The sequence below is a fragment of the Neomoorella carbonis genome (genome assembly GCF_045278715.1).
Lineage (GTDB): Bacteria > Bacillota > DSM-521 > Neomoorellales > Neomoorellaceae > Neomoorella > Neomoorella carbonis.
The window spans coordinates 2,388,690-2,407,748 of sequence record NZ_CP136420.1 but is presented as its reverse complement, the minus strand read 5'-3'; the positions used below and the strand labels follow the sequence as shown (position 1 = coordinate 2,407,748).

At 55.3% G+C, this 19,059-nt stretch carries 23 protein-coding genes; 17 read left to right on the top strand and 6 right to left on the bottom strand.

Annotated features, from left to right (window positions below; translation table 11 throughout):
- The first annotated feature begins 75 nt into the window (after nt 1-75).
- Nucleotides 76-453, top strand: coding sequence for a hypothetical protein (locus MCACP_RS12230; RefSeq protein WP_406677022.1), 378 nt, complete (start codon nt 76-78; stop codon nt 451-453).
- Nucleotides 454-555: 102 nt separating this feature from the next.
- Here the strand turns inward: MCACP_RS12230 and MCACP_RS12225 are convergent, their stop codons facing one another.
- A complete protein-coding gene (locus MCACP_RS12225; protein WP_406677021.1) occupies nt 556-1,314 on the bottom strand; it encodes a LytR/AlgR family response regulator transcription factor in 759 nt (252 codons plus the stop codon).
- Nucleotides 1,304-2,659: a histidine kinase gene (locus MCACP_RS12220; RefSeq protein WP_406677020.1), complete on the bottom strand. Its 1,356-nt coding sequence runs from the start codon at nt 2,657-2,659 to the stop codon at nt 1,304-1,306. Before MCACP_RS12220 ends, MCACP_RS12225 begins: the two co-directional genes overlap by 11 nt.
- Nucleotides 2,660-2,906: 247 nt before the next feature.
- Between MCACP_RS12220 and MCACP_RS12215 the strand changes: the two genes are divergently transcribed.
- On the top strand, nt 2,907-3,578 hold the full coding sequence (locus MCACP_RS12215) for a hypothetical protein (protein ID WP_406677019.1): 672 nt from the start codon (nt 2,907-2,909) through the stop codon (nt 3,576-3,578).
- Nucleotides 3,579-3,625: 47 nt separating this feature from the next.
- On the opposite strand, the gene tnpC is transcribed toward MCACP_RS12215, so the two are convergent.
- The 3 genes from tnpC to tnpA form a co-directional block, all read right to left on the bottom strand.
- The gene (gene tnpC / locus MCACP_RS12210; protein ID WP_406676602.1) at nt 3,626-5,200 is read right to left on the bottom strand and encodes an IS66 family transposase; all 1,575 of its coding nucleotides are present in this window, start codon (nt 5,198-5,200) and stop codon (nt 3,626-3,628) included.
- A gap of 80 nt (nt 5,201-5,280) precedes the next feature.
- Nucleotides 5,281-5,637: an IS66 family insertion sequence element accessory protein TnpB gene (gene tnpB / locus MCACP_RS12205; RefSeq protein ID WP_406676603.1), complete on the bottom strand. Its 357-nt coding sequence runs from the start codon at nt 5,635-5,637 to the stop codon at nt 5,281-5,283.
- Entirely contained in the window at nt 5,631-5,957 is a 327-nt protein-coding gene (gene tnpA, locus MCACP_RS12200) for an IS66 family insertion sequence element accessory protein TnpA (RefSeq protein ID WP_406676604.1), read from the bottom strand. Before tnpA ends, tnpB begins: the two co-directional genes overlap by 7 nt.
- An 89-nt stretch (nt 5,958-6,046) precedes the next feature.
- On the opposite strand from tnpA, the gene MCACP_RS12195 reads away from it, so the two are divergent.
- A complete protein-coding gene (locus tag MCACP_RS12195; RefSeq protein ID WP_406677018.1) occupies nt 6,047-6,628 on the top strand; it encodes a transposase in 582 nt (193 codons plus the stop codon).
- A 146-nt stretch (nt 6,629-6,774) separates the two neighbouring features.
- Here MCACP_RS12195 and acs read toward each other — a convergent pair whose 3' ends face one another.
- On the bottom strand, nt 6,775-8,721 hold the full coding sequence (acs, locus tag MCACP_RS12190) for an acetate--CoA ligase (RefSeq protein WP_406677017.1): 1,947 nt from the start codon (nt 8,719-8,721) through the stop codon (nt 6,775-6,777).
- A 232-nt stretch (nt 8,722-8,953) separates the two neighbouring features.
- Between acs and acpS the strand changes: the two genes are divergently transcribed.
- From acpS to MCACP_RS12120, 14 genes are all read left to right on the top strand, one after another.
- A complete protein-coding gene (acpS, locus tag MCACP_RS12185; RefSeq protein ID WP_406677016.1) occupies nt 8,954-9,337 on the top strand; it encodes a holo-ACP synthase in 384 nt (127 codons plus the stop codon).
- Between the two features lie 76 nt (nt 9,338-9,413).
- Entirely contained in the window at nt 9,414-11,000 is a 1,587-nt protein-coding gene (locus MCACP_RS12180; RefSeq protein WP_406677014.1) for an NAD(P)H-hydrate dehydratase, read from the top strand.
- The gene (gene alr / locus MCACP_RS12175; protein WP_406677013.1) at nt 10,972-12,093 is read left to right on the top strand and encodes an alanine racemase; all 1,122 of its coding nucleotides are present in this window, start codon (nt 10,972-10,974) and stop codon (nt 12,091-12,093) included. The genes MCACP_RS12180 and alr overlap by 29 nt, the downstream gene beginning before the upstream one ends.
- Nucleotides 12,094-12,251: 158 nt before the next feature.
- Nucleotides 12,252-12,527 (top strand): CopG family ribbon-helix-helix protein, encoded by a 276-nt coding sequence (locus tag MCACP_RS12170; protein WP_406677012.1) that lies wholly within the window; start codon nt 12,252-12,254, stop codon nt 12,525-12,527.
- Between the two features lies 1 nt (nt 12,528).
- A complete protein-coding gene (locus MCACP_RS12165) occupies nt 12,529-12,879 on the top strand; it encodes a type II toxin-antitoxin system PemK/MazF family toxin (RefSeq protein ID WP_141262942.1) in 351 nt (116 codons plus the stop codon).
- 32 nt (nt 12,880-12,911) lie between these two features.
- Complete coding sequence (locus MCACP_RS12160; protein ID WP_406677011.1) at nt 12,912-13,613, top strand: gamma-glutamyl-gamma-aminobutyrate hydrolase family protein; 702 nt, start codon at nt 12,912-12,914, stop codon at nt 13,611-13,613.
- Nucleotides 13,614-13,722: 109 nt separating this feature from the next.
- Nucleotides 13,723-14,112, top strand: coding sequence for a response regulator (locus tag MCACP_RS12155; RefSeq protein WP_406677010.1), 390 nt, complete (start codon nt 13,723-13,725; stop codon nt 14,110-14,112).
- Nucleotides 14,113-14,182: 70 nt separating this feature from the next.
- On the top strand, nt 14,183-14,812 hold the full coding sequence (gene thiE, locus MCACP_RS12150) for a thiamine phosphate synthase (RefSeq protein ID WP_406677009.1): 630 nt from the start codon (nt 14,183-14,185) through the stop codon (nt 14,810-14,812).
- Nucleotides 14,813-14,913: 101 nt separating this feature from the next.
- Entirely contained in the window at nt 14,914-15,495 is a 582-nt protein-coding gene (locus MCACP_RS12145) for a uracil-DNA glycosylase (RefSeq protein ID WP_406677008.1), read from the top strand.
- Nucleotides 15,485-16,003: a tRNA (adenosine(37)-N6)-threonylcarbamoyltransferase complex ATPase subunit type 1 TsaE gene (gene tsaE / locus MCACP_RS12140; RefSeq protein WP_406677007.1), complete on the top strand. Its 519-nt coding sequence runs from the start codon at nt 15,485-15,487 to the stop codon at nt 16,001-16,003. Before MCACP_RS12145 ends, tsaE begins: the two co-directional genes overlap by 11 nt.
- Nucleotides 15,984-16,691, top strand: a complete 708-nt coding sequence (gene tsaB, locus MCACP_RS12135; RefSeq protein WP_406677006.1) for a tRNA (adenosine(37)-N6)-threonylcarbamoyltransferase complex dimerization subunit type 1 TsaB — start codon at nt 15,984-15,986, stop codon at nt 16,689-16,691. The genes tsaE and tsaB overlap by 20 nt, the downstream gene beginning before the upstream one ends.
- Complete coding sequence (gene rimI, locus MCACP_RS12130) at nt 16,688-17,155, top strand: ribosomal protein S18-alanine N-acetyltransferase (RefSeq protein WP_406678751.1); 468 nt, start codon at nt 16,688-16,690, stop codon at nt 17,153-17,155. The genes tsaB and rimI overlap by 4 nt, the downstream gene beginning before the upstream one ends.
- Nucleotides 17,118-18,140, top strand: coding sequence for a tRNA (adenosine(37)-N6)-threonylcarbamoyltransferase complex transferase subunit TsaD (gene tsaD, locus MCACP_RS12125; protein WP_406677005.1), 1,023 nt, complete (start codon nt 17,118-17,120; stop codon nt 18,138-18,140). Before rimI ends, tsaD begins: the two co-directional genes overlap by 38 nt.
- Before the next feature lie 348 nt (nt 18,141-18,488).
- On the top strand, nt 18,489-19,055 hold the full coding sequence (locus tag MCACP_RS12120; protein ID WP_406677004.1) for a 5-formyltetrahydrofolate cyclo-ligase: 567 nt from the start codon (nt 18,489-18,491) through the stop codon (nt 19,053-19,055).
- Nucleotides 19,056-19,059 lie beyond the last annotated feature (4 nt).

Below are 19,059 nucleotides of genomic sequence, written 5' to 3'. Positions count from 1 at the left end.
TGCTTTGGTGCTAGGTGGGTTGGGTTTGACGCTTACGCAACCCTGGACCAAAGAATAGATAATTTACGCCAGGAGATGAAAGAAGATCTTAACAAACTGCGGCAGGAGACGAAAGCAGAGGTAGACAGGTCGAACCGTGAGCTGAAAGAAGAACTTGAAAAACTGCGGCAGGAGACGAAGGCGGAGGTTGACAAGTCGAGCCGCGAGATGAATGAAAAGCTCGACAAACTGAACCGGGAAACGAAGGAAGATCTTAACGGCTTGGAAGGCAAATCAAACCAATTACGTGATGAAATGAGAGAGGCATATAACAGGTTGGAGGAAAAATTCAACTTACTACATCAAGAATTACATGAGTACAGCAGGAGTCAAAGGAATACTTTAGCCGGTGTGATTATCAGCGCCCTTGCTATAATAATAACTGTTTTATTATCAAGCAAGTACGGTTTCTAAGCTGAGAGGATGCGCCTGTATTTGCAGGGAGAAAGACCAGGGTGAAAGAACGCTTTCCCCTTGAGAAGCAGGAATGCCGGACGGTGGCCGGCTTAAAATATTTTAATTGATGCCCAGAAGGCTTTTCAGCTTGCGGGCCTGGTTGCGGCTCACCGGCACCTCGCTTTGCTGCTTGTCGGCCATAATCAAGGTGTAGGTGCCGTTGAAGAAGGGAACGATTTCCCGCACCCTGGTCAGGTTGACGATATAACAGCGGTGGCAGCGGAAGAAAACCCGGGCATCCAGACGGTTTTCCAGTTCTTTAAGGGTAAAACGGGTGAGGTATTGTTCATTTAATGTTTTTAAATAAACATTATCCCCCTGGGTGCAGGCATAAATCAGGTCGTTTTGATCAAGGAGGATGGTCTTGCCGTCTTTTTCTACCGGCAGGCGGTTGAGGCGGCCCTTGCCGTCGCTGCCGCTCCCTGCTTCAGGAGTTGCCGGCTGCTGGCGCTGTTCCACCAGGCGGCGGACTTTATCGATGGCCTGGCGCAGGCGCTTTTCATCAAAAGGCTTTAAGAGATAATCGACGGCGTTGACTTCAAAGGCCTGCAGGGCGTATTCCTCATAGGCCGTGACAAAGATAATGAAGGGCGGGTTGGGTCGTTTTTGAATAGCCCGGGAGAGCTCCAGGCCGTTCATCCCGGGCATATTGATATCCAGGAAAAGCACCGTGTAATCAAGGGCGCTGACGAGATTTAAAGCCTCCCGGGCATTGGTAGCTTCGCCCACCACTTCTATGTCTTTAAATTCCTGGAGCATAAAGCGCAGTTCCTGTCGCGCCGGGTATTCGTCATCGACAATCAGGGCTTTAAGCTTCATTAACTAGCAACTCCTTTGCTGAGGCATCTTTTACCACTGCCGGCCGGATAACGGGCACCCGCAGGAAAACAGTCGTACCGTTAACGCTGCTCTCCAGGCGCAAACCATAATCCGGGCCGTAAAGGTTCTGGAAGCGCAGGTTGACATTACTTAAACCGACACCGTTACCCGACCCGTACCCCGGCTGGAGTACCAGGGGAATTTTTTCCGGTGGGATACCGACACCATCATCCTTGACGGTTAAATGAAGCTCATTGCCTGCCAGGCGCCCGGATATTTTGATCATCCCGGGCCCCTCTTTGGGCAGCAGGCCGTGGTTGATGGCGTTTTCTACCAGCGGCTGCAAGCTGAGGACGGGAATGTGATAATCCAGCAGTTCTAATGGTACATCCTGAAAGTAACGGAATTTGCTGCCGAACCTGGCCTTTTCCAGGACCAGGTAGGTACGGACACATTCCAGCTCTTCCCGCAAAGTAGTCAGGCTGCCGCGGCGGTTTAAGGTCCGGCGGAAGAGGCTGGCCAGGCGGATCAGCAGGCGGCGGGCCCGCTCCGGGTCGGTACGGCTGAAGCTGATAATGGTATTCAAGGTATTAAAGAAGAAGTGAGGATTGATCTGGGCGTTCAATGCTTCCAGCCGGGCTTCAGTCAGGAGCTGGCGCTGGCGGTCCAGCTCGGCCAGCTCGATTTGCAGGCTCAAAAGATCGGCCAGGCCGATGGCCAGGCGGATGATCTGGGGCGGGAAGACCCCTTCCCGGGTCTGGTAGAGCTTTAAAGCGCCGACTATTTCTTCCCGGCATTTTAAAGGAACGATCACTGCTGCTTTTAAAGGGCAGTTACAGCCCATGTTATACCGCGGGCAGCAAAGCCCCTGGGGGGTATGCACAACTTTCAACTTGCCCGTGGCGATGACTTCTTTGGTGGCTTCCGTTAAAATCCGGTCGCCGGCCCGGTGCTGGTCGCAGCCTACCCCCAGGAAGGTTAGCACGTGTTCGCGGTCGGTTATGGCTATGGCCGGGACTTCGGTGATATTCTGGATGATTTCAGCTGTCTTTGCAGCCGTTGCTTCATTTAAACCCCTGCGTAATACCGGCAGGGTTTCATGGGCAATTTGCAGGGTGGAAGCGAAAATACCTTCCGTCCCGCCGATCTCCTCCTCTTTTTCCACCGGGGACTGGGTTAATGAGCACGGGGGCCCCTGCAAAGCCTTTAAAGCTCCTAACCCCAGGGCGTTGATCCCCCCAAAAATAAGGGGGGTGATTAAGGGTGGGGCGTGAAAAAAGATGATTGCAGTTATAGTTTCCCCCAGGGTCAATGTTATAAAGAGGAGGTATAATTTATAAGCCATGATTATTTCCTCCAATCAGGTGACGAAAAATTAAGAAAGCGGGCGCCGACCTTTGTTGATTCCATGCTACAACGAACTGGCTTCTTTGTCAATCAGGGACAGGCTCTATAATAAAAAGTGTGGGAAGGGATAGGTAGATATGGAAGGACAGAGGAGAAGAGATTTTAGGAGCTAAAGGAGGAAAAAGATGGGGGCACATCCAAATCAATATTAGCAAACAAAACCCCAACAGGAAAGGAGTGCCCCCATGAATAAGAATAGCACGATCACCCTCAATGGACAAGAGAATTTTGATAAAATACTCCCGTCCATTTTAGGAGAACAGCAGGAACGTAAAGATATTGTGTTAAGGGTGACGCTAGACCCGCCAGCATTATGCCCTGCATGTAACAAAGGCAAATTACATAAGCACGGCATTTTAAAGAAGAACCGGAAGCCCCAAGAAAGGAAAATTCGTCACGCTTTTTTATACGGGAGATGGATTTTTTTATCCTGGGTTCCTGTACGGTATAAGTGTTACCATTGTCATAAGACTTTTACCCTTCGTCCTCCGAATACCATCCCCTGGGCCAGATTTACAAAACTAGGAGTGCAGACAGTAGTGTATTATGCCCAGAGGATGAGCTTTACCTATGCAGCCCGAATATTACACCTTACTCCTAATAGGGTTATAAGATTACTAGACAAGTATATCCAGTCCGGTCTTCCAGCAGATGATACTCAAGAGCCCATAGTCTTAACCTTAGATGAACTGTCCTTTAGCGGGAATGATTATGTATGCGTAGTAGGGCGCCTGGAACCGGATAAGAGGCCTTTGACGATTTTGGGTGATGACAGGAAAGCAACTATAAAGGCTTACCTGGAGGGGCTCAAAAAAGCCGGGGTTAAAGTAGAAGCAGTAGTAATTGACATGAAGTAAGCGTAAAATAGCCCCCACCTATCACCGAGGTGGGGGCAAAAACAAGCTTAACTATGCATACGGCAAACAGGAGGCAAAGTTTCCGACCAAGGCAGGAGTTGATCCAGGGCATCTTTATCCTGGAGGTCCAGGTTGGGTAATTTTTCAAAGAGGTAAATAAGGTACTGGAAGGGATTTAACTCGTTTTCTTTTGCCGTTTCTATGATGCTATAGGTAATGGCGCTGGCTTTGGCACCCCGCGGGGTGTTGGCAAACAACCAGTTCTTGCGGCCGATGACGAAGGGCTTGATGGAACGTTCACTCCGGTTGTTATCGAGTTCCAAGCGCCCGTCTTGTAAAAAAGCGGTTAGTTTATCCCATTGGCTAAGACAATAGTAAATCGCCTGCCCAAAGGAGCTTTTGGGCAGCACCTGCGCTTTCTGTTTTTTTAGCCACGCCAAAAAGGCGTCCAGCATGGGCCGGCTGCGCACCTGGCGGATTTGATATCGTTCCTCTGGTGGAACTTCTTTCAGGTCACGCTCTATGGCAAAAAGCTGGTTGCAGTACTCCAGCCCCTCCCTGGCAGCCACGGCTGCCGAACGTTTCGCCTCCGGCAGGGCCTTGAGCGCCTCATCGAACTTGCGCCGGGCATGGGCCCAGCAGCCGACCAGGGTGACATCTGGAAGTTCATTGTAGCCGGCATAGCCGTCAACGTGCAAATAACCCTTAAAACCTGACAGGAAGCGGCGGGGGTGTTTGCCGGCCCGGGTGGTCTGGTAGTCGTAAAGGATGATGGGGGGTCCGTCCCGCCCGGTACGGTAAAGCCAAAGATATGATTTGGTGGTAGCTTCCCTCCCGGGTTCCTGCAGCACCTGTAAGGTGGTCTCGTCGGCATGGAGGATATCTCTTTTAAGCAGGTATTCATGGAGGCGGTCATAAATATGGGTTAGCCAGGTGTTGGCTCCATGGAGCACCCAGTTGGCCATTGTCTGCCGGGAAAGGTCTATCCCCAAACCTTTAAACTGCTGCTCCTGGCGGTAGAGGGGTAGGCCTGCCCCGTATTTCTGGGTCATGATGTAGGCCAGGAGGGAGGGAGATAGGGGGCTGCCGGGAAGTACAGGAGCAGGCATGGGTGCCGTGATAACGGGAGTACTTATCTCCTCCTTCTCGCAGCGGCGGCAGGAATAGACGTAGCGCACATGTTTGACCACTTTCACCTGGGCGGGGATTACTTTGAGTTCCTGCCGCACCTCGGTGCTCATTTCATGCAAAGGGCCGCCGCAACACGGGCAGACCCGCTCTTCTTCCGGCAGGCGGTGCTCTATTACTTCTACCGGCAGTTCTTCCAGGTTCATATCCCGGCGGCTGTGTTTTTTGCGGCGCTGGTAGGTGATGGTTTCCAAATCCGGCTCAGGTGCTTCCGGCCGGGCTTCCGCTTCCGCTTCGTTAAAAAGTAAAAGCTGCTCTTCTAAAGGCTTGGTCCGTTCGCTGGAAACACCGAATTGCCGCTTCTTGCTTAAACGAAACTGCTCCATAAACCAGTTTAGCTTGGCGGTTAGTTCGGCATTCTCCCGTTCCAGCTGAACACAGCGCTCTTGCAGCTCTTCTATAGTCATGGCAGCGATAGATTGAGAAGTGTTCATGCATTAATGATTCGACGAATCGCTTCGAATTCCTCTAGAATCAACCATAAACAGAAAATATTTCTTTCTGGTACTTTATATTACAAGATGGTGCGCGCTTTTACCTCGGGATGGGCTTGGGGCTGTTTTAAGGGGAGGCCGTCAAGCAGCCAGCGCAGCTCCCGACGGCTTATGGTGATGGTTGCCGAAGTGGTATCTTGAGGCCATAGGAATTTGCCCTTCTCCAGCCGGCGGTAATAAAGCCAGAAACCGTTGTGCTCCCAGTGGAGGATCTTTAGTTTATCCCTATTGCGGTTACAGAAAACGAAAAGGCAAGAAGAGAAGGGGTCCAGTTCAAACCCTTCCTTGACCAGCACCGCCAGGCCGTCAATGGACTTGCGCAGATCCGTTGCACCGCAGGCGAGATAAACCCGGTCGATGCCTGTTTCGTTTAGCATAAAGCCACCAGCGCCTTAACCACCTGAGAAAGCAAGGCGGGATCAAAGCCGGGCTTTACTTCGATGCTGACCGGTCCTACATTAACCAGTAAAGCGTGGCCCTGTTCTATAGAAGCCTGCTCGGTTATTTTTACCGGCAACCACCGGTTTGAGTTTCCCGGGGAAACCGCATCCTGGTTTTTATACTTCCGCAGCCAGTACCATAATTGCTTGGGGTTAACGTCCTCATGGGAGGAGCACCATTCTTTTACGCTCTGCCCACTCTTCTTGTATTCAGCTATCCGGGTTTCCCATAGTGCTTGCCGTTCGGCTTTGGTCATAAAAAATCCCCCTCCATTGATGTTCTTGAGGGAGATTATCCTATAAATGTTGCTTTGGTGCTAGGTGGGTTGGGTTTGACGCTTACGACATGAAAGACTCCTGGCGCAAGTTAATAAAAGCAATCTTTCCTTCAGCTAGGATAATAGTAGACCCTTTCCATGTAATTCAGGATGCCAACCGTCGCTTAAATGAAGCACGCAAGATAGAGCAAGAAGCAGGCAAGGAGAATATACCTCGCCTACCCTTGCTCAAGGCTAAAGAAAAACTTACTCCCAGACAACAACAGCAGCTAGAAGAAATTAAGAATAAATACCCGTCCCTCTATGAACTGTACCAGCTAAAAGAAGATTTAAGACAAATCATAAAGATGGACCGGGTTGAAGAGGCAGAAATTGTCTTAAGCCGTTGGCTTATAAATGCAGAATGCGCTGCAAATCTAGAGGGACGGGTATGGGCTCGTACTATTAAGTCCTGGAGGTCAGAAATATTAAACCTGGTTAGATACACCCAGCAAGGCCGCCGGTACACCAATGGTTATATAGAAGGCAAGAATACTTTAAGTAAAATGCTCAAACGCTTAAGTTTTGGTTTTAGGAATCGTAATCATTTCATCAAAAAAATTTTCCTGGGATGTTGCCCCCAAAATTTAATCCCACAACTATTGACATAGAGCCTCAGGGACATCTATAGAGGCACTGCCCAAATATAAAAAGGGAGAACCCCTCTGTTTACGGGCACTCCCTTCTCGCGGAGGAACCGGCTTTAGCCGGTTCCTCCGCGCTTCCGCCCCACGCTTTCCTGCTTCTGACCTCCGGATTACGCTTCTTCGGCGTAAACGGCTTTCAGCCTGGCTACCGTCACCGGGTCGGCCAGGGTGGAGATGTCCCCCAGGGCGCGGCCCTCGGCGATATCCCTGAGGAGGCGGCGCATGATTTTTCCGCTCCTGGTTTTGGGCAATTCGGCGGTGAAGAAAATGGCTTCCGGCCTGGCCAGGGCGCCGATCTTTTGTACTACATGTTCCTTCAGCTCCTGGGCCAGGGCGGGGGTGGCTTCAACGCCGTCCTTGACCGTGACAAAGGCCACTATGGCCTGCCCCTTGATTTCATGTTCCCGGCTGATGACGGCCGCTTCGGCAACACCGGGATGGTCCACCAGGGCGCTTTCTACCTCCATAGTACCGATGCGGTGGCCGGAGACGTTAATGACGTCATCCACGCGGCCCAGGAGCCAGAAATAGCCGTCTTCGTCCACGCGGGCGCCGTCGCCGGTAAAGTAATAACCGGGGATGCGATTCCAGTACTGGTTGACATAGCGCTCGGGATCGTTAAAGATGGTGCGCATCATGGCCGGCCAGGGCTTTTTAATAACCAGGTAGCCGCCTTTACCCGGTGGTACCGGTTCGCCCCGGTCGTCGACCACCGCTGCTTCCACCCCAGGAAAAGGATGGCAGGCTGAGCCGGGTTTTAAAGGCGTCAAACCCGGCAGGGGGGTAATGAGGATCATGCCCGTTTCCGTCTGCCACCAGGTATCGACAATGGGGCAGCGGCGGTGGCCGATATAGTTGTAGTACCACATCCAGGCCTCGGGGTTAATGGGCTCACCGACTGTCCCCAGTAACCTCAGGGAAGAGAGGTCGTGCCGGGCCGGGAAAGCCGGGCCGGCGCGCATAAAGGAGCGGATGGCCGTAGGTGCGGTATAAAAAACGGTAACACCGTATTTCTCAATAATCTGCCAGTAACGGTCCGGCTTGGGATAGTCGGGGCTGCCCTCATACATAAGAACGGTGGCCCCGTTGGCCAGAGGACCGTAGACGACGTAGCTGTGGCCGGTAATCCAGCCGATGTCGGCAGTACACCAGTACACGTCTTCATCTTTAAGGTCGAAGACGTAACGGGAGGTAGTGGCAACGCCGACCAGATAACCGGCCGTGGTATGGACTACTCCCTTGGGCTTACCGGTGGTGCCGCTGGTATGGAGGATGAAGAGGGGATCTTCCGCCTCCATGTGTTCCGGCGGTGTATAGAGAGGAGCGGCGGCCATGAGTTCATGCCACCAGAGGTCCCGCCCCGGCTGCATATTTATCCCCTGCCCCGTACGCTTGGTAACAATGACTTTTTCGACAGAAGGTGCTGCGGTCAGGGCGGTATCGGCATTTTCCTTTAAAGCAACTATTCTTCCTTTACGGAAGCCGCCGTCGGCGGTGATCAGGACCTTGGCGCCAATATCATTAATCCGGTCCCGCAGGGCGGCGGCGCTGAAACCGCCGAAGACCACGTTGTGGACGGCGCCAATGCGGGTGCAGGCGAGCATGGCAATGGGTAGTTCCGGGATCATAGGTAGATATATGGTGACTCGGTCATTGCGCTTAACTCCCAGCGAACGAAGGACGGCAGCAAATTTGTTGACTTCCCGGTACAGGTCGCGGTAGGTAAGGACGACAGAGTCGCCCGGTTCTCCTTCCCAGATAAGGGCCGCCTTGTTGCGGCGCCAGGTTTCCAGGTGCCGGTCCAGGCAGTTGTATGATACGTTGAGGGTGCCGCCGTTAAACCACCAGGCCAGGGGATATTCCCACTCCAGCACCCGGTCCCAGGGCCGGAACCAGTGGAGCTTAGCAGCTTCCCTGGCCCAGAATTGTTCTATATCTTCGCCTTCCTTATATAAGCCGGCATCCCTGGCATTGGCTGCAGCAGCAAAGGCCGGCGGTGGAGGAAAAGTACGGTTTTCCTTCAGCAGCGTTTCGATGGTCCTGGTGTCTTTACTCATGGTTCTCACTCCCTTCTTGTGCTTCTATCTTAAACAGGTAAGCAAGAAAAATAAAGGCTTCTGGCGCCAAAGGTCGTTATAACGGAGTTAACGGTAGGCATTGGGGTTCAAGTTGCCCTGGTATCACTTTGCGCCTGTTAAACGACTTTTTACCGCCAAGGAGGTTTTTCACCATTATTGCCGAATAAAGCAAAGGGGACTAAAAGGCGATTAACATGGTAAGGATGGGATTATGGCGAGCCTTGGTATTGACATCATTGAAATTGAACGCCTGGAAAGGGCTTTAAAGCGCCACCCGCGTTTAATGAACAGATTATTCACGCCGGCGGAACAGGAATACTGTTTGAGCCGGCACCGTCCCGGGGCTTCCCTGGCCGCCCGTTTTGCCGCCAAGGAGGCGGTAATGAAGGCCCTGGGGGTGGGCCTGGGTAGTTGTTCCTTCCGGGACATTGAGATTGGCCGGGAAGAGGGTGGGCGGCCCCGGGTAATGCTCTATGGCCGGGCCGGGGAACTGGCACGCGAGCGGGGAACCGGCACCGTTACCGTCAGCCTGTCCCACTGCCGGGCCTATGCTGCGGCAGTAGCCCAGGCTTTGGAAGATCCCTGCAGGGGTTAGCGCGCTGCTTTGATTTGGAGCTTACCGGCAATGCCAGCCTGTGATAAAGCTATTTTTGCGTAAAGAGGGATGCGCCATGTACCTGGTAACAGCCGCGGAAATGGGGCAGCTGGACCGCCTGGCCTCCAGCGAGTACCTGGTACCCAGTATTGTTCTCATGGAAAATGCGGGTTTAAGGGTGGTCGAATCCATCCGGCGCCATTTTCAAGACCGGGTGAAGAACCGCCGGGTATTAATCTTCTGCGGCAAAGGCAATAACGGGGGCGACGGTCTGGTGGTGGCCCGGCATCTGTTAAACCAGGGGGCGGAGGTTAAGGTCTTCCTTCTCGCCAGGCCGGAGGACCTCCGGGGTGATGCCCGGACAAATTTGGAAATTTACCAGAAGATGGGCGGAAGGCTCTACCCTATTCTGGGAGAAAGCCACCTCCAGCGGGCTGACATCGCCCTTCTTTATGCCGACCTGGTGGTAGACGCCATTTTTGGTACCGGTTTTAAGGGAGCGGCCATGGGCTTACCGGCAGCCGTCATTACCATGATCAATAAAGCCCACCGGGATACAGTGGCCGTTGACCTGCCCTCCGGCCTGGAAGCCGATACCGGCCGGGCCTTTGGCCCCTGCATTCAGGCTACCTGGACCGTAACCTTTGCCCTGCCCAAACTGGGCCTGGCCGTCGAGCCGGGGGCGAGCTACGCCGGTCGCCTGGAAGTGGCCGACATAGGCATCCCCCAGAAACTCATTGATAGCCAGCGTTTTGACCTGCACCTGCTGACAACGGCCTGGTGCCGCTCTCGCCTGCCCAAACGGGAGGCCGGCGGTCACAAAGGCCTTTACGGCCATGTCCTGGCCGTGGGCGGTTCACCGGGCCTGACCGGGGCTATTGCCCTGGCGGCCACGGCAGCTTTAAGGGCCGGGGCCGGCCTGGTAACGGCGGCCGTACCCCGTGGTGTCCACGGGATCCTGGAAATGAAGACGACGGAAGTAATGACCTGTCCCCTGCCGGAAACACCGGGCGGATCTTTAAGCCGGGAGGCCCTGGAACCCATCCTGGAGCGCCTGGCGCAATGTGACGTCCTGGCCCTGGGCCCCGGCCTTTCCCGGGACCCGGCAACTGTGGAACTGGTAAAGGAGCTCCTACCCCGCCTTAAAGTTCCGGCGGTGGTCGATGCCGATGCCCTCAACGCCCTGGCAACAGATACCAGTATCCTTACCGGTGATCACGGTCCCCTGGTTCTGACACCCCATCCGGGGGAGATGGCGCGCCTGGTGGGGACAACGGCGGCCAGAGTCCAGGAAGATCGCCTGGAGATAGCCAGGAAGTACGCCCGGGAATGGCAGGTGGTCCTCGTCCTTAAAGGTGCCCGCACCATCATCGCCTGGCCCGATGGGCAGGCCTACATTAATCCTACGGGAAATCCCGGCATGGCTACTGCCGGCAGCGGCGACGTCCTGACGGGGGTTATTGCCGGCCTTATGGCCCAGGGGCTGGAGCCAGGGGTGGCCGCGGCCCTGGGGGCCTTCTTGCATGGAGCGGCCGGGGACGAGGCGCGGGCCAGCGTGGGCCAGTATGCTCTCCTGGCAGGAGATTTGTTAAACTTTTTACCAGCGGTTTGCCGCAATTTGGAGGTGGAGGCCGGTGTCACGGCCGGTTTGGGCCGAGATTGATTTAGATGCGATCGCCCACAATGTCCGCGCCATTAAAAAAATATTAGCCCCACAAACAGAGATTATGGCTATTGTTAAAGCCAACGCTTACGGCCACGGGGCCGTACCGGTAGCCAGGACGGCCCTGGCAAACGGGGTCACCTGGCTGGGGGTAGCCACGCTCGATGAAGCCCTGGCTTTACGGGAGGAGGGGATTACAGCCCCTCTGCTTATTTTAGGCTATACCCCGGCCGAAGATGCCGGCCGGGTGGTGGCCGCGGACCTGTCCCAGACGGTTTTCAGCCTGGAACAGGCCCGGATCTTGGATGCAGCCGCCGCTGCTGCCGGTACCCGGGCGCGGCTGCATTTGAAAATAGATACCGGCATGGGACGGCTGGGATTTTTACCTGACCGGGCCGTAGCAGAGGCTCTGGCCATAGCCAGGTTGCCCCACGTCCGGCTGGAAGGTATCTTCACCCATTTTGCCGCTGCCGATGCAGCCGATAAAACCTATACCAGGCGGCAGCTGGCCCTGTTTCAAAGGGTAATTACCGACCTGGAGCACCAGGGCATAACCTTCCCCTGGCGCCATGCGGCCAACAGCGGGGCCATTATCGACCTGCCGGAAACCCATTTCAACCTGGTGCGGGCGGGCATTATCCTTTATGGCCATTATCCTTCCCCGGAGGTCCGGAGGGAGCGCCTGGATCTACGCCCGGCCATGACTTTAAAGACCAGGGTCGTCCTGGTGAAGGAGGTGCCGGCCGGGACGTATATCAGCTACGGCTGCACCTACTGTACGCCTGCTCCCGCCAGGATAGCAACTTTGCCGGTGGGCTACGCCGACGGCTACTCGCGTCTCCTTTCCAACCGGGCGGAAGTACTGATCCGGGGACGCCGGGCGCCGGTAATCGGCCGGGTCTGCATGGATCAGTGTATGATAGACGTTACGGCTATACCAGAAGCCCGCGCCGGTGATGAAGTTGTCCTTTTCGGCCGCCAGGGAGAGGAGATCTTATCCGTAGAGGAGGTGGCTGCCTGGATGGGAACGATAAACTATGAAATTCTTTGCCTGATTTCCGGGAGGGTACCGCGGGTATATAACCAAAGTTAAAAAATGGCCGTTAAAATGATTTCTCCCGGCCTTGCGCTGGTAATCCTTTACCGCTATAATTGGTTATATCATGACAGCAATATAGAGTTTTTATAGGACGTAACCCCCTGTCCCAGGTGACCTAAAGTTGCTACTTCCCAGTAGGAGGTGCCTCTTCTTTGCCGGGTGTCAAACGGATCATGATCAGTCTACCGGAAAGCCTCCTGGCCGAGGTCGACGGCCTGGCGACCATGGAAAGGCGTAATAGGAGTGAATTTATTCGCGAAGCCATGAAATTATATATTACAGAGCGTAAACGCCGCAATATCCGGGAGCAAATGAAGCGGGGCTACCAGGAAATGGCGTCAATCAATCTGGCCCTTGCGGTGGAAAACTATGATGTAGAAAATGAAGCCCAGAAATACTATGATGATAGACTGACGGAGTGTAAATAAAATGCTGGTTAGGCGTGGAGACGTCTTTTATGCCCATTTAAATCCGGTGGTCGGTTCCGAACAAGGAGGAACCCGGCCGGTACTTATCATCCAGAATGACATCGGCAATCAGTACAGTCCTACCACCATCGTTGCCGCTATTACCTCCCAGATTGCCAAGGCGAAATTACCCACCCACGTGGAAATCAGCGCTGCCAGGAGCGGCCTGGAGCGGGATTCGGTTATCCTCCTGGAACAAATCCGTACTATTGATAAAAGCCGCCTCAAGCAAAAGGTAGCCGTCCTTGATGAAGAAACCCTGGAAAAGGTCAACCGGGCCATTGAGATCAGCCTGGGCTTGATAGAGATATAGTTTTTGGGAAGGGCAAGTGACGGGGGAGAACTATGGCTGCGCCAAGAATAGGGGTTACCTGTGACCTGGAGCGTGGTCGGGAACGCGCTTTCTTGCGGGCGACCTATCTCCAGGCTATTACAGCTGCCGGGGGCCTGCCGTTACTCTTACCGCCGGTAAAGCCGGAACTGGCAGCAGGTTACCTGGCAATCATTGATGGCCTGCTTTTAACGGGTGGCGGTGATATTGAGCCGTCTTTTTTTAACGCCCGGCCGCAAGCCGGGCTGTATAAAGTCCTTCCGGAACGGGATGCCTTTGAGCTGGCCCTTACCCGGGCCGCCCTGGCGGCTGGCAAGCCGGTACTTGCCATTTGCCGGGGCGTCCAGGTGCTCAATGTAGCTGCCGGGGGTAACCTGTACCAGGATATCAAAACAGAAGTTCCAGGTGCCCTGGAGCATAACCAGGCCGGGCCCAGGGAGCAACCAAGCCATGATATTAAAGTTATACCCGGCACCCGGCTGGCAGGAATCTTGGGGGCGGCGGCGCGCGTCAACAGCCTCCACCACCAGGCAGTCCGCCGGGTGGGTAAGGGTTTAAGGGTAAGTGCCGTGGCTCCTGATGGCTTGATTGAAGCCCTGGAAGGAGATGGGGAGGTCGTGGTAATTGGCGTCCAGTGGCACCCGGAGGATTTGTATGGTCATGACCGGCGGCAGAAATATCTATTTGAATATTTTGTCGAACAGTTTTTGGGGTAACGTTTTCTAATATATTTTTTACCTAAGTTGCAAGGAATTGGTCAGTGGATGTCGAATAAAAAACATAGGACAACTGATTTTCCAGCTAACGCCGGAGGATGTATAGGTCGTGCCAAGGATACTCATCGTTGATGACCAGCGGGGTGTCCGTGCCTTATTGCAGCTTGCTTTTCAGGAAGAAGGCTATCAGGTGGCAACAGCAGTTAACGGGAGGGATGCCCTGCGCCAGGTGGAACGCTGGCGACCGGATGTAGTAGTGATGGATGTAAGGATGCCCGTCATGAGCGGGCTGGAAGCCCTGCCGCGGATCAGGGCCCTGGCACCGGAGACAGCAGTCATTATCATGTCGGCTTATGTTGATGGGATGGCTGTGGCGGAAGTCTTGCGTCTGGGAGCCAGCGACTTTATCTACAAACCCTTTGACCTGGACGAATTAAAGGCCAAGGTCAGGGTTGCTTTACCCGAGGCGGAACCTACAGGCAGGAAAGTGGCCCGGTAATAACGAAGTATAAGAGCCGCCTGCATACCACGGTAGGTGGCTTTTATACTTTTTGGAGGAGGACAATGTTATGGCTCCATGGGACCTGTACGTTATCATTACTACTAAACTGGGAGGGGGCCGGCCGACCCTGGAACTGGTGCGCCAGGCCCTGGCCGGCGGAGCGACGGCCATTCAGCTGCGGGAGAAAGACCTGTCAGCCCGGGAACTGGTAGAGCTGGGCCGGGAGATTCGGGAGCTTACCCGCGCTGCCGGGGCTACCTTTATCATTAACGATCGCCTGGATGTAGCTCTGGCGGTAGAGGCCGATGGCGTGCATATCGGCCAGGAGGATTTACCGGCCAGGGTAGCCAGGGAGCTTCTGGGCCCGGGAAAAATCCTGGGGGTATCAACGGGTACGGTGGCCGAGGCCCGGCAGGCGGTTGTGGACGGTGCGGATTACCTGGGCGTTGGCAGCATCTACGCTACTAAAAGTAAAGGGGATGCCGGCGAACCCATTGGCCTGGCTGGGTTAAAGGCTATCCGGGCCGCAGTCGCCATCCCTGTTGTCGCCATAGGTGGCATCAACACCAGCAACGCTGCCGAGGTTATTGCGGCTGGAGCCGACGGCGTGGCCGTCGTCTCGGCGGTGATCGGCGCCCCGGACGTTGCCGCAGCCGCTAAGGAATTGCTGGCCGCCGTCAGGCGGGCCCGGCACTAGCGTATCAAGATGTTACGCGACCGTGTCGGGCCGGCCAGGGAAAGCAATTACCCGGCAGGAATATCGCCGGAAAGGTAGAAGTAAGGTTTTGGGTGGTGATTATGGACCTGGAAACCCTGCGCCAGAAGGCCCTGGCCTGCCAGGAATGCAGCTTAAGGCAGGGGGCCAGGAAGGTGGTTTTTGGTGAGGGTAACCCCCGGGCCGGCTTAATGCTGGTGGGAGAGGGTCCCGGCGCCCGGGAAGACGAACTGGGGCGACCCTTTGTGGGGCCTGCCGGAGAGCTTCTCGACCGCATCCTGGTTGCTGCCGGCTTTAAACGGGAAGAATTATATATAACTAATGTCGTTAAATGCCGTCCTCCGGGCAACCGCCAGCCGGTTCCCGCTGAAGTGCAGGCCTGCCGGCCAATCCTGGAGGCCCAGATTAAACTCATTAAGCCTAAAATTATCGTCTGCCTGGGGGCAGTGGCCACCCAAACTTTAATTGCCCCCGGGGCTAGCATCACCCGGTTGCGGGGTCGGTGGATTGCCCGGGATGGTATCCGCTACCTGCCCACCTTTCATCCGGCCGCCCTGCTGAGGGATGCTGCCAAAAAGCGGCCGGTGTGGGAGGATTTTAAAAGCCTGCGGGACGTTTACCGCGCCCTGCAGGCGGAACAGCTGTCCCTGGAGTTTGAAGAATAAACGGGCGAGAATCGAAACAGGAATAATGGTGACGACCGTGCAAATATGGTTAAAGAATGCTGAGGCCACCGGGGAACTGGGCCGGATCCTGGGCGGGTTTTTAGGTCCGGGAGATGTTGTTATCCTTACCGGGGAACTGGGAGCCGGCAAGACCACTCTGGCCCAAGGTCTGGCCCAGGGCCTGGGAGTGACCGGTAAGGTAACCAGTCCTACTTTTACCCTGATCCAGGAACACCAGGGCCGCCTTCCTTTTTACCATGTTGATGTTTACCGCCTGGAAGACCCCGAGGCTGCCCTGGAACTAGGGCTGGAGGAGTATTTTTACGGCCGGGGAGTGACGGCGGTCGAGTGGGGGGAGCGCCTGGGGGAATTTTTACCCCCGGAGTACCTGGAGGTTTGCCTGGAGTATGACCCCAAGGCAGGCCGCCGCGCCACCCTGACGGCCAGGGGGCAACGTTATCTCCGTATTCTGGAGGAGCTGAAGCAAATTGCTGGTCCTGGGGCTTGACAGTGCCACCCAGGTTGCCGGGGTGGCTTTAATCGATGGCGACCGGCTGGTAGCTGAATTGTTTTTCAATACCCGCAAAAACCACTCCCAGCGCCTGTTACCCATGATCGCTGCCCTGCTCCGTGAAGCTGGAGTGAAGCTGGCCGATCTTGACGGCCTGGCCGTGGCCCTGGGGCCGGGGTCCTTTACAGGTTTACGGATTGGCCTGGCCACAGTCAAAGGCCTGGCCCACGCGGCGCGAAAGCCGGTGGCCGGTATTCCCACCCTGGATGGCCTGGCCTGGAACGCCTGGGAGGTACCGGGGCTGGTGTGTCCGGTGCTCTATGCGCGCCGCCAGGAGGTATATACGGCCCTTTACCGCTGGCAGGAGGGAGAATTATGCCGTTTAACACCATATCAGGCCGTGGATCCTTGCTCGCTGGTCGAATCATTAAAATCGTACACTATGCCGGTCTATTTTTTAGGCGATGGAGTAGCACCCTACTGGGAAGTATGGCAGCAGCTGGGACCCAGGGCCCGCTTTCTTCCCTCCACCAGCGCCCTGCCGCGGGCGGCGCAAATAGCCAGGTTGGGCCGGGAACGTCTCCTGGCAGGGCAGGCAGACGACCTTTTCCAGTTAAAGCCACTCTATCTCCGTCCGTCACCGGCGGAGAGGCAGGTCCGGTCGAAGTGCAAATCTTGCCCATGACCAGCGAATACCTGGATGGGGTGCTGGCCATTGAAAGGGTATCCTTTTCTACCCCCTGGACGCGCCATTCCTTCTTAAATGAAATATATAACAATAATTTTGCTTATTATTATGTAGCCCTGGCCGGAGGGCAGGTTATTGGCTATGCCGGGATGTGGATTATCCTTGATGAAGCCCACATTACCAATGTGGCTGTCCACCCCCGGTACCGCGGCCGGCGCCTGGGGGAGCTGCTTCTCAAGGTCCTGATGCAGGAAGCTATGCACCTGGGCGCCGACAGGATGACCCTGGAGGTACGTGTTTCCAACCGGCCGGCCCAGCGCCTTTATGAACGCCTGGGCTTTTCCCGCGCCGGGATACGAAAGGGTTATTATAACGACAACCGCGAAGACGCCATTATAATGTGGAAACATTTTTTTGAGGAGAATGGCAGTGGAACAGGCGACCACTATTCTGGCCATTGAAACTTCCTGTGATGAGACGGCGGCAGCCGTCGTTATTAATGGTACTGAGGTACGTTCCAACATCGTTGCTTCCCAGATCGCTGCTCACCGTCGCTTTGGCGGGGTAGTGCCGGAGATAGCCTCCCGGCATCACATGGAAAATATCGTCCCGGTGGTGGCCGAAGCCCTGGCTACTTCCGGCCTGTCCTTCACCGACCTGGATGCCGTGGCGGTTACGTACGGGCCCGGCCTGGTGGGAGCTTTGCTGGTGGGTCTGGCCTACGCCAAAAGCCTAGCCTATGCCCTGGATAAACCCCTCATCGGCGTCCACCACCTGCTGGGCCATATCTATGCCGGCTTTTTGCAATACCCCCAATTGCCCCTGCCGGCCGCCTGCCTGGTGGTATCCGGCGGCCATACCAGCCTGGTCTACCTGGAAAGCCATACCCGCCGGCGTATTCTGGGGTCTACCCGGGACGACGCCGCCGGGGAAGCCTTTGATAAAGTGGCCCGGGTACTGGGCCTGCCTTACCCGGGTGGCCCTGAGTTGGAAAAGTTGGCCCGGGAAGGCAATCCCCGGGCTATCAATTTCCCGCGAGCCTGGCTGGATGAAGGCAGCCTGGACTTCAGCTTCAGCGGCCTGAAGTCAGCGGTAATCAATTACCTCCATCATGCCCGGCAGGTCGGGGAGGAGGTTGAGCACGCCGATGTAGCGGCCAGCTTCCAGGCGGCGGTGGTAGAAGTGCTGGTGGCCAAAACCGTCCAGGCAGCCAGGCGTTTTGGCGCCCGCTCCATCCTCCTGGCCGGGGGTGTGGCGGCCAACGGGTTCTTACGCCGGGAGCTGGCGGCAGCAGGCCGGGAGGCGGGTTTACCTGTTTTTTGCCCGGCACCTGATTTGTGCACCGATAATGCCGCCATGATCGCCTGCGCCGCCTACTACCAGTACCTGCGCCGGGATTTTGCCCCCCTGGATTTAAACGCTATCCCCGATTTACCCCTTTATTAACAGGCTGGCGGACTGTTCCGGGACCATTTTGGGACCTGAACGGCTGTTTTTGTGGACGATTTGACCTGTGGATAATGTGTATAAACCTGTGATTAACCTGGAATTAAGGCTTCCTTTGCTGTGGATAAATTTAAAATCCTCCCCGTCGCAAGTTATTCACTAAATGTGGATAACTGGCTGGAAGGCTTGATTTTCAAGGGGTTAACATGTGGAAAGATTGTGGATACAGGCTGGGACTATGTTCTTATGAAGAAGACCGGGAGCTATTTTCTTAGAGTCTATGGAAGGAATCTGTCGCCTTTATGTCTAATCATCTAAGCTGACTGGCCGGGCCGGGAGGTGTAAAACTTGAAAAAGCAGTTAAGGCAGCAGATTATAGCCAGGCGTGATGCCCTGGCAAAAACAGTCAGAGAAGCTAAAAGCGAGATTATTGTTAATAAACTCCAGGGGCTACCTGCCTGGCAGCAGGCCGGCACAATTATGAGTTATGTTTCCTTTGGCAGTGAAGTGGCTACCCCTGCCCTGATTAAAGCAGCCCTGGCCGGGGGAAAACGGGTTGCCGTTCCCCTATGCGTCCGGGATGGGCGTCGCCTTATTGCTTCGGAAGTCCTTGCTTTCCCTGACGATCTGCAGCCCGGTACCTGGGGTATCCTGGAACCCAGGCCGGAAAGCTTACGCCCCCTGGATCCCAAACTCATCGACCTGGTCATCGTACCCGGGGTGGCCTTTGATAGGGCCGGCAACCGCCTGGGCTACGGCGCTGGCTATTATGACCGTTTTCTGGCAACCTTAAGGCCCGAGACCAGGACCATCGCCCTGGCCTTTGCCGAGCAGATTGTCCCTGACGTTTATCCCGAGGCCCATGACCGGCCGGTGGATATGGTGATCACTGATACAGAAATTATTCAGCCCTGAGGCA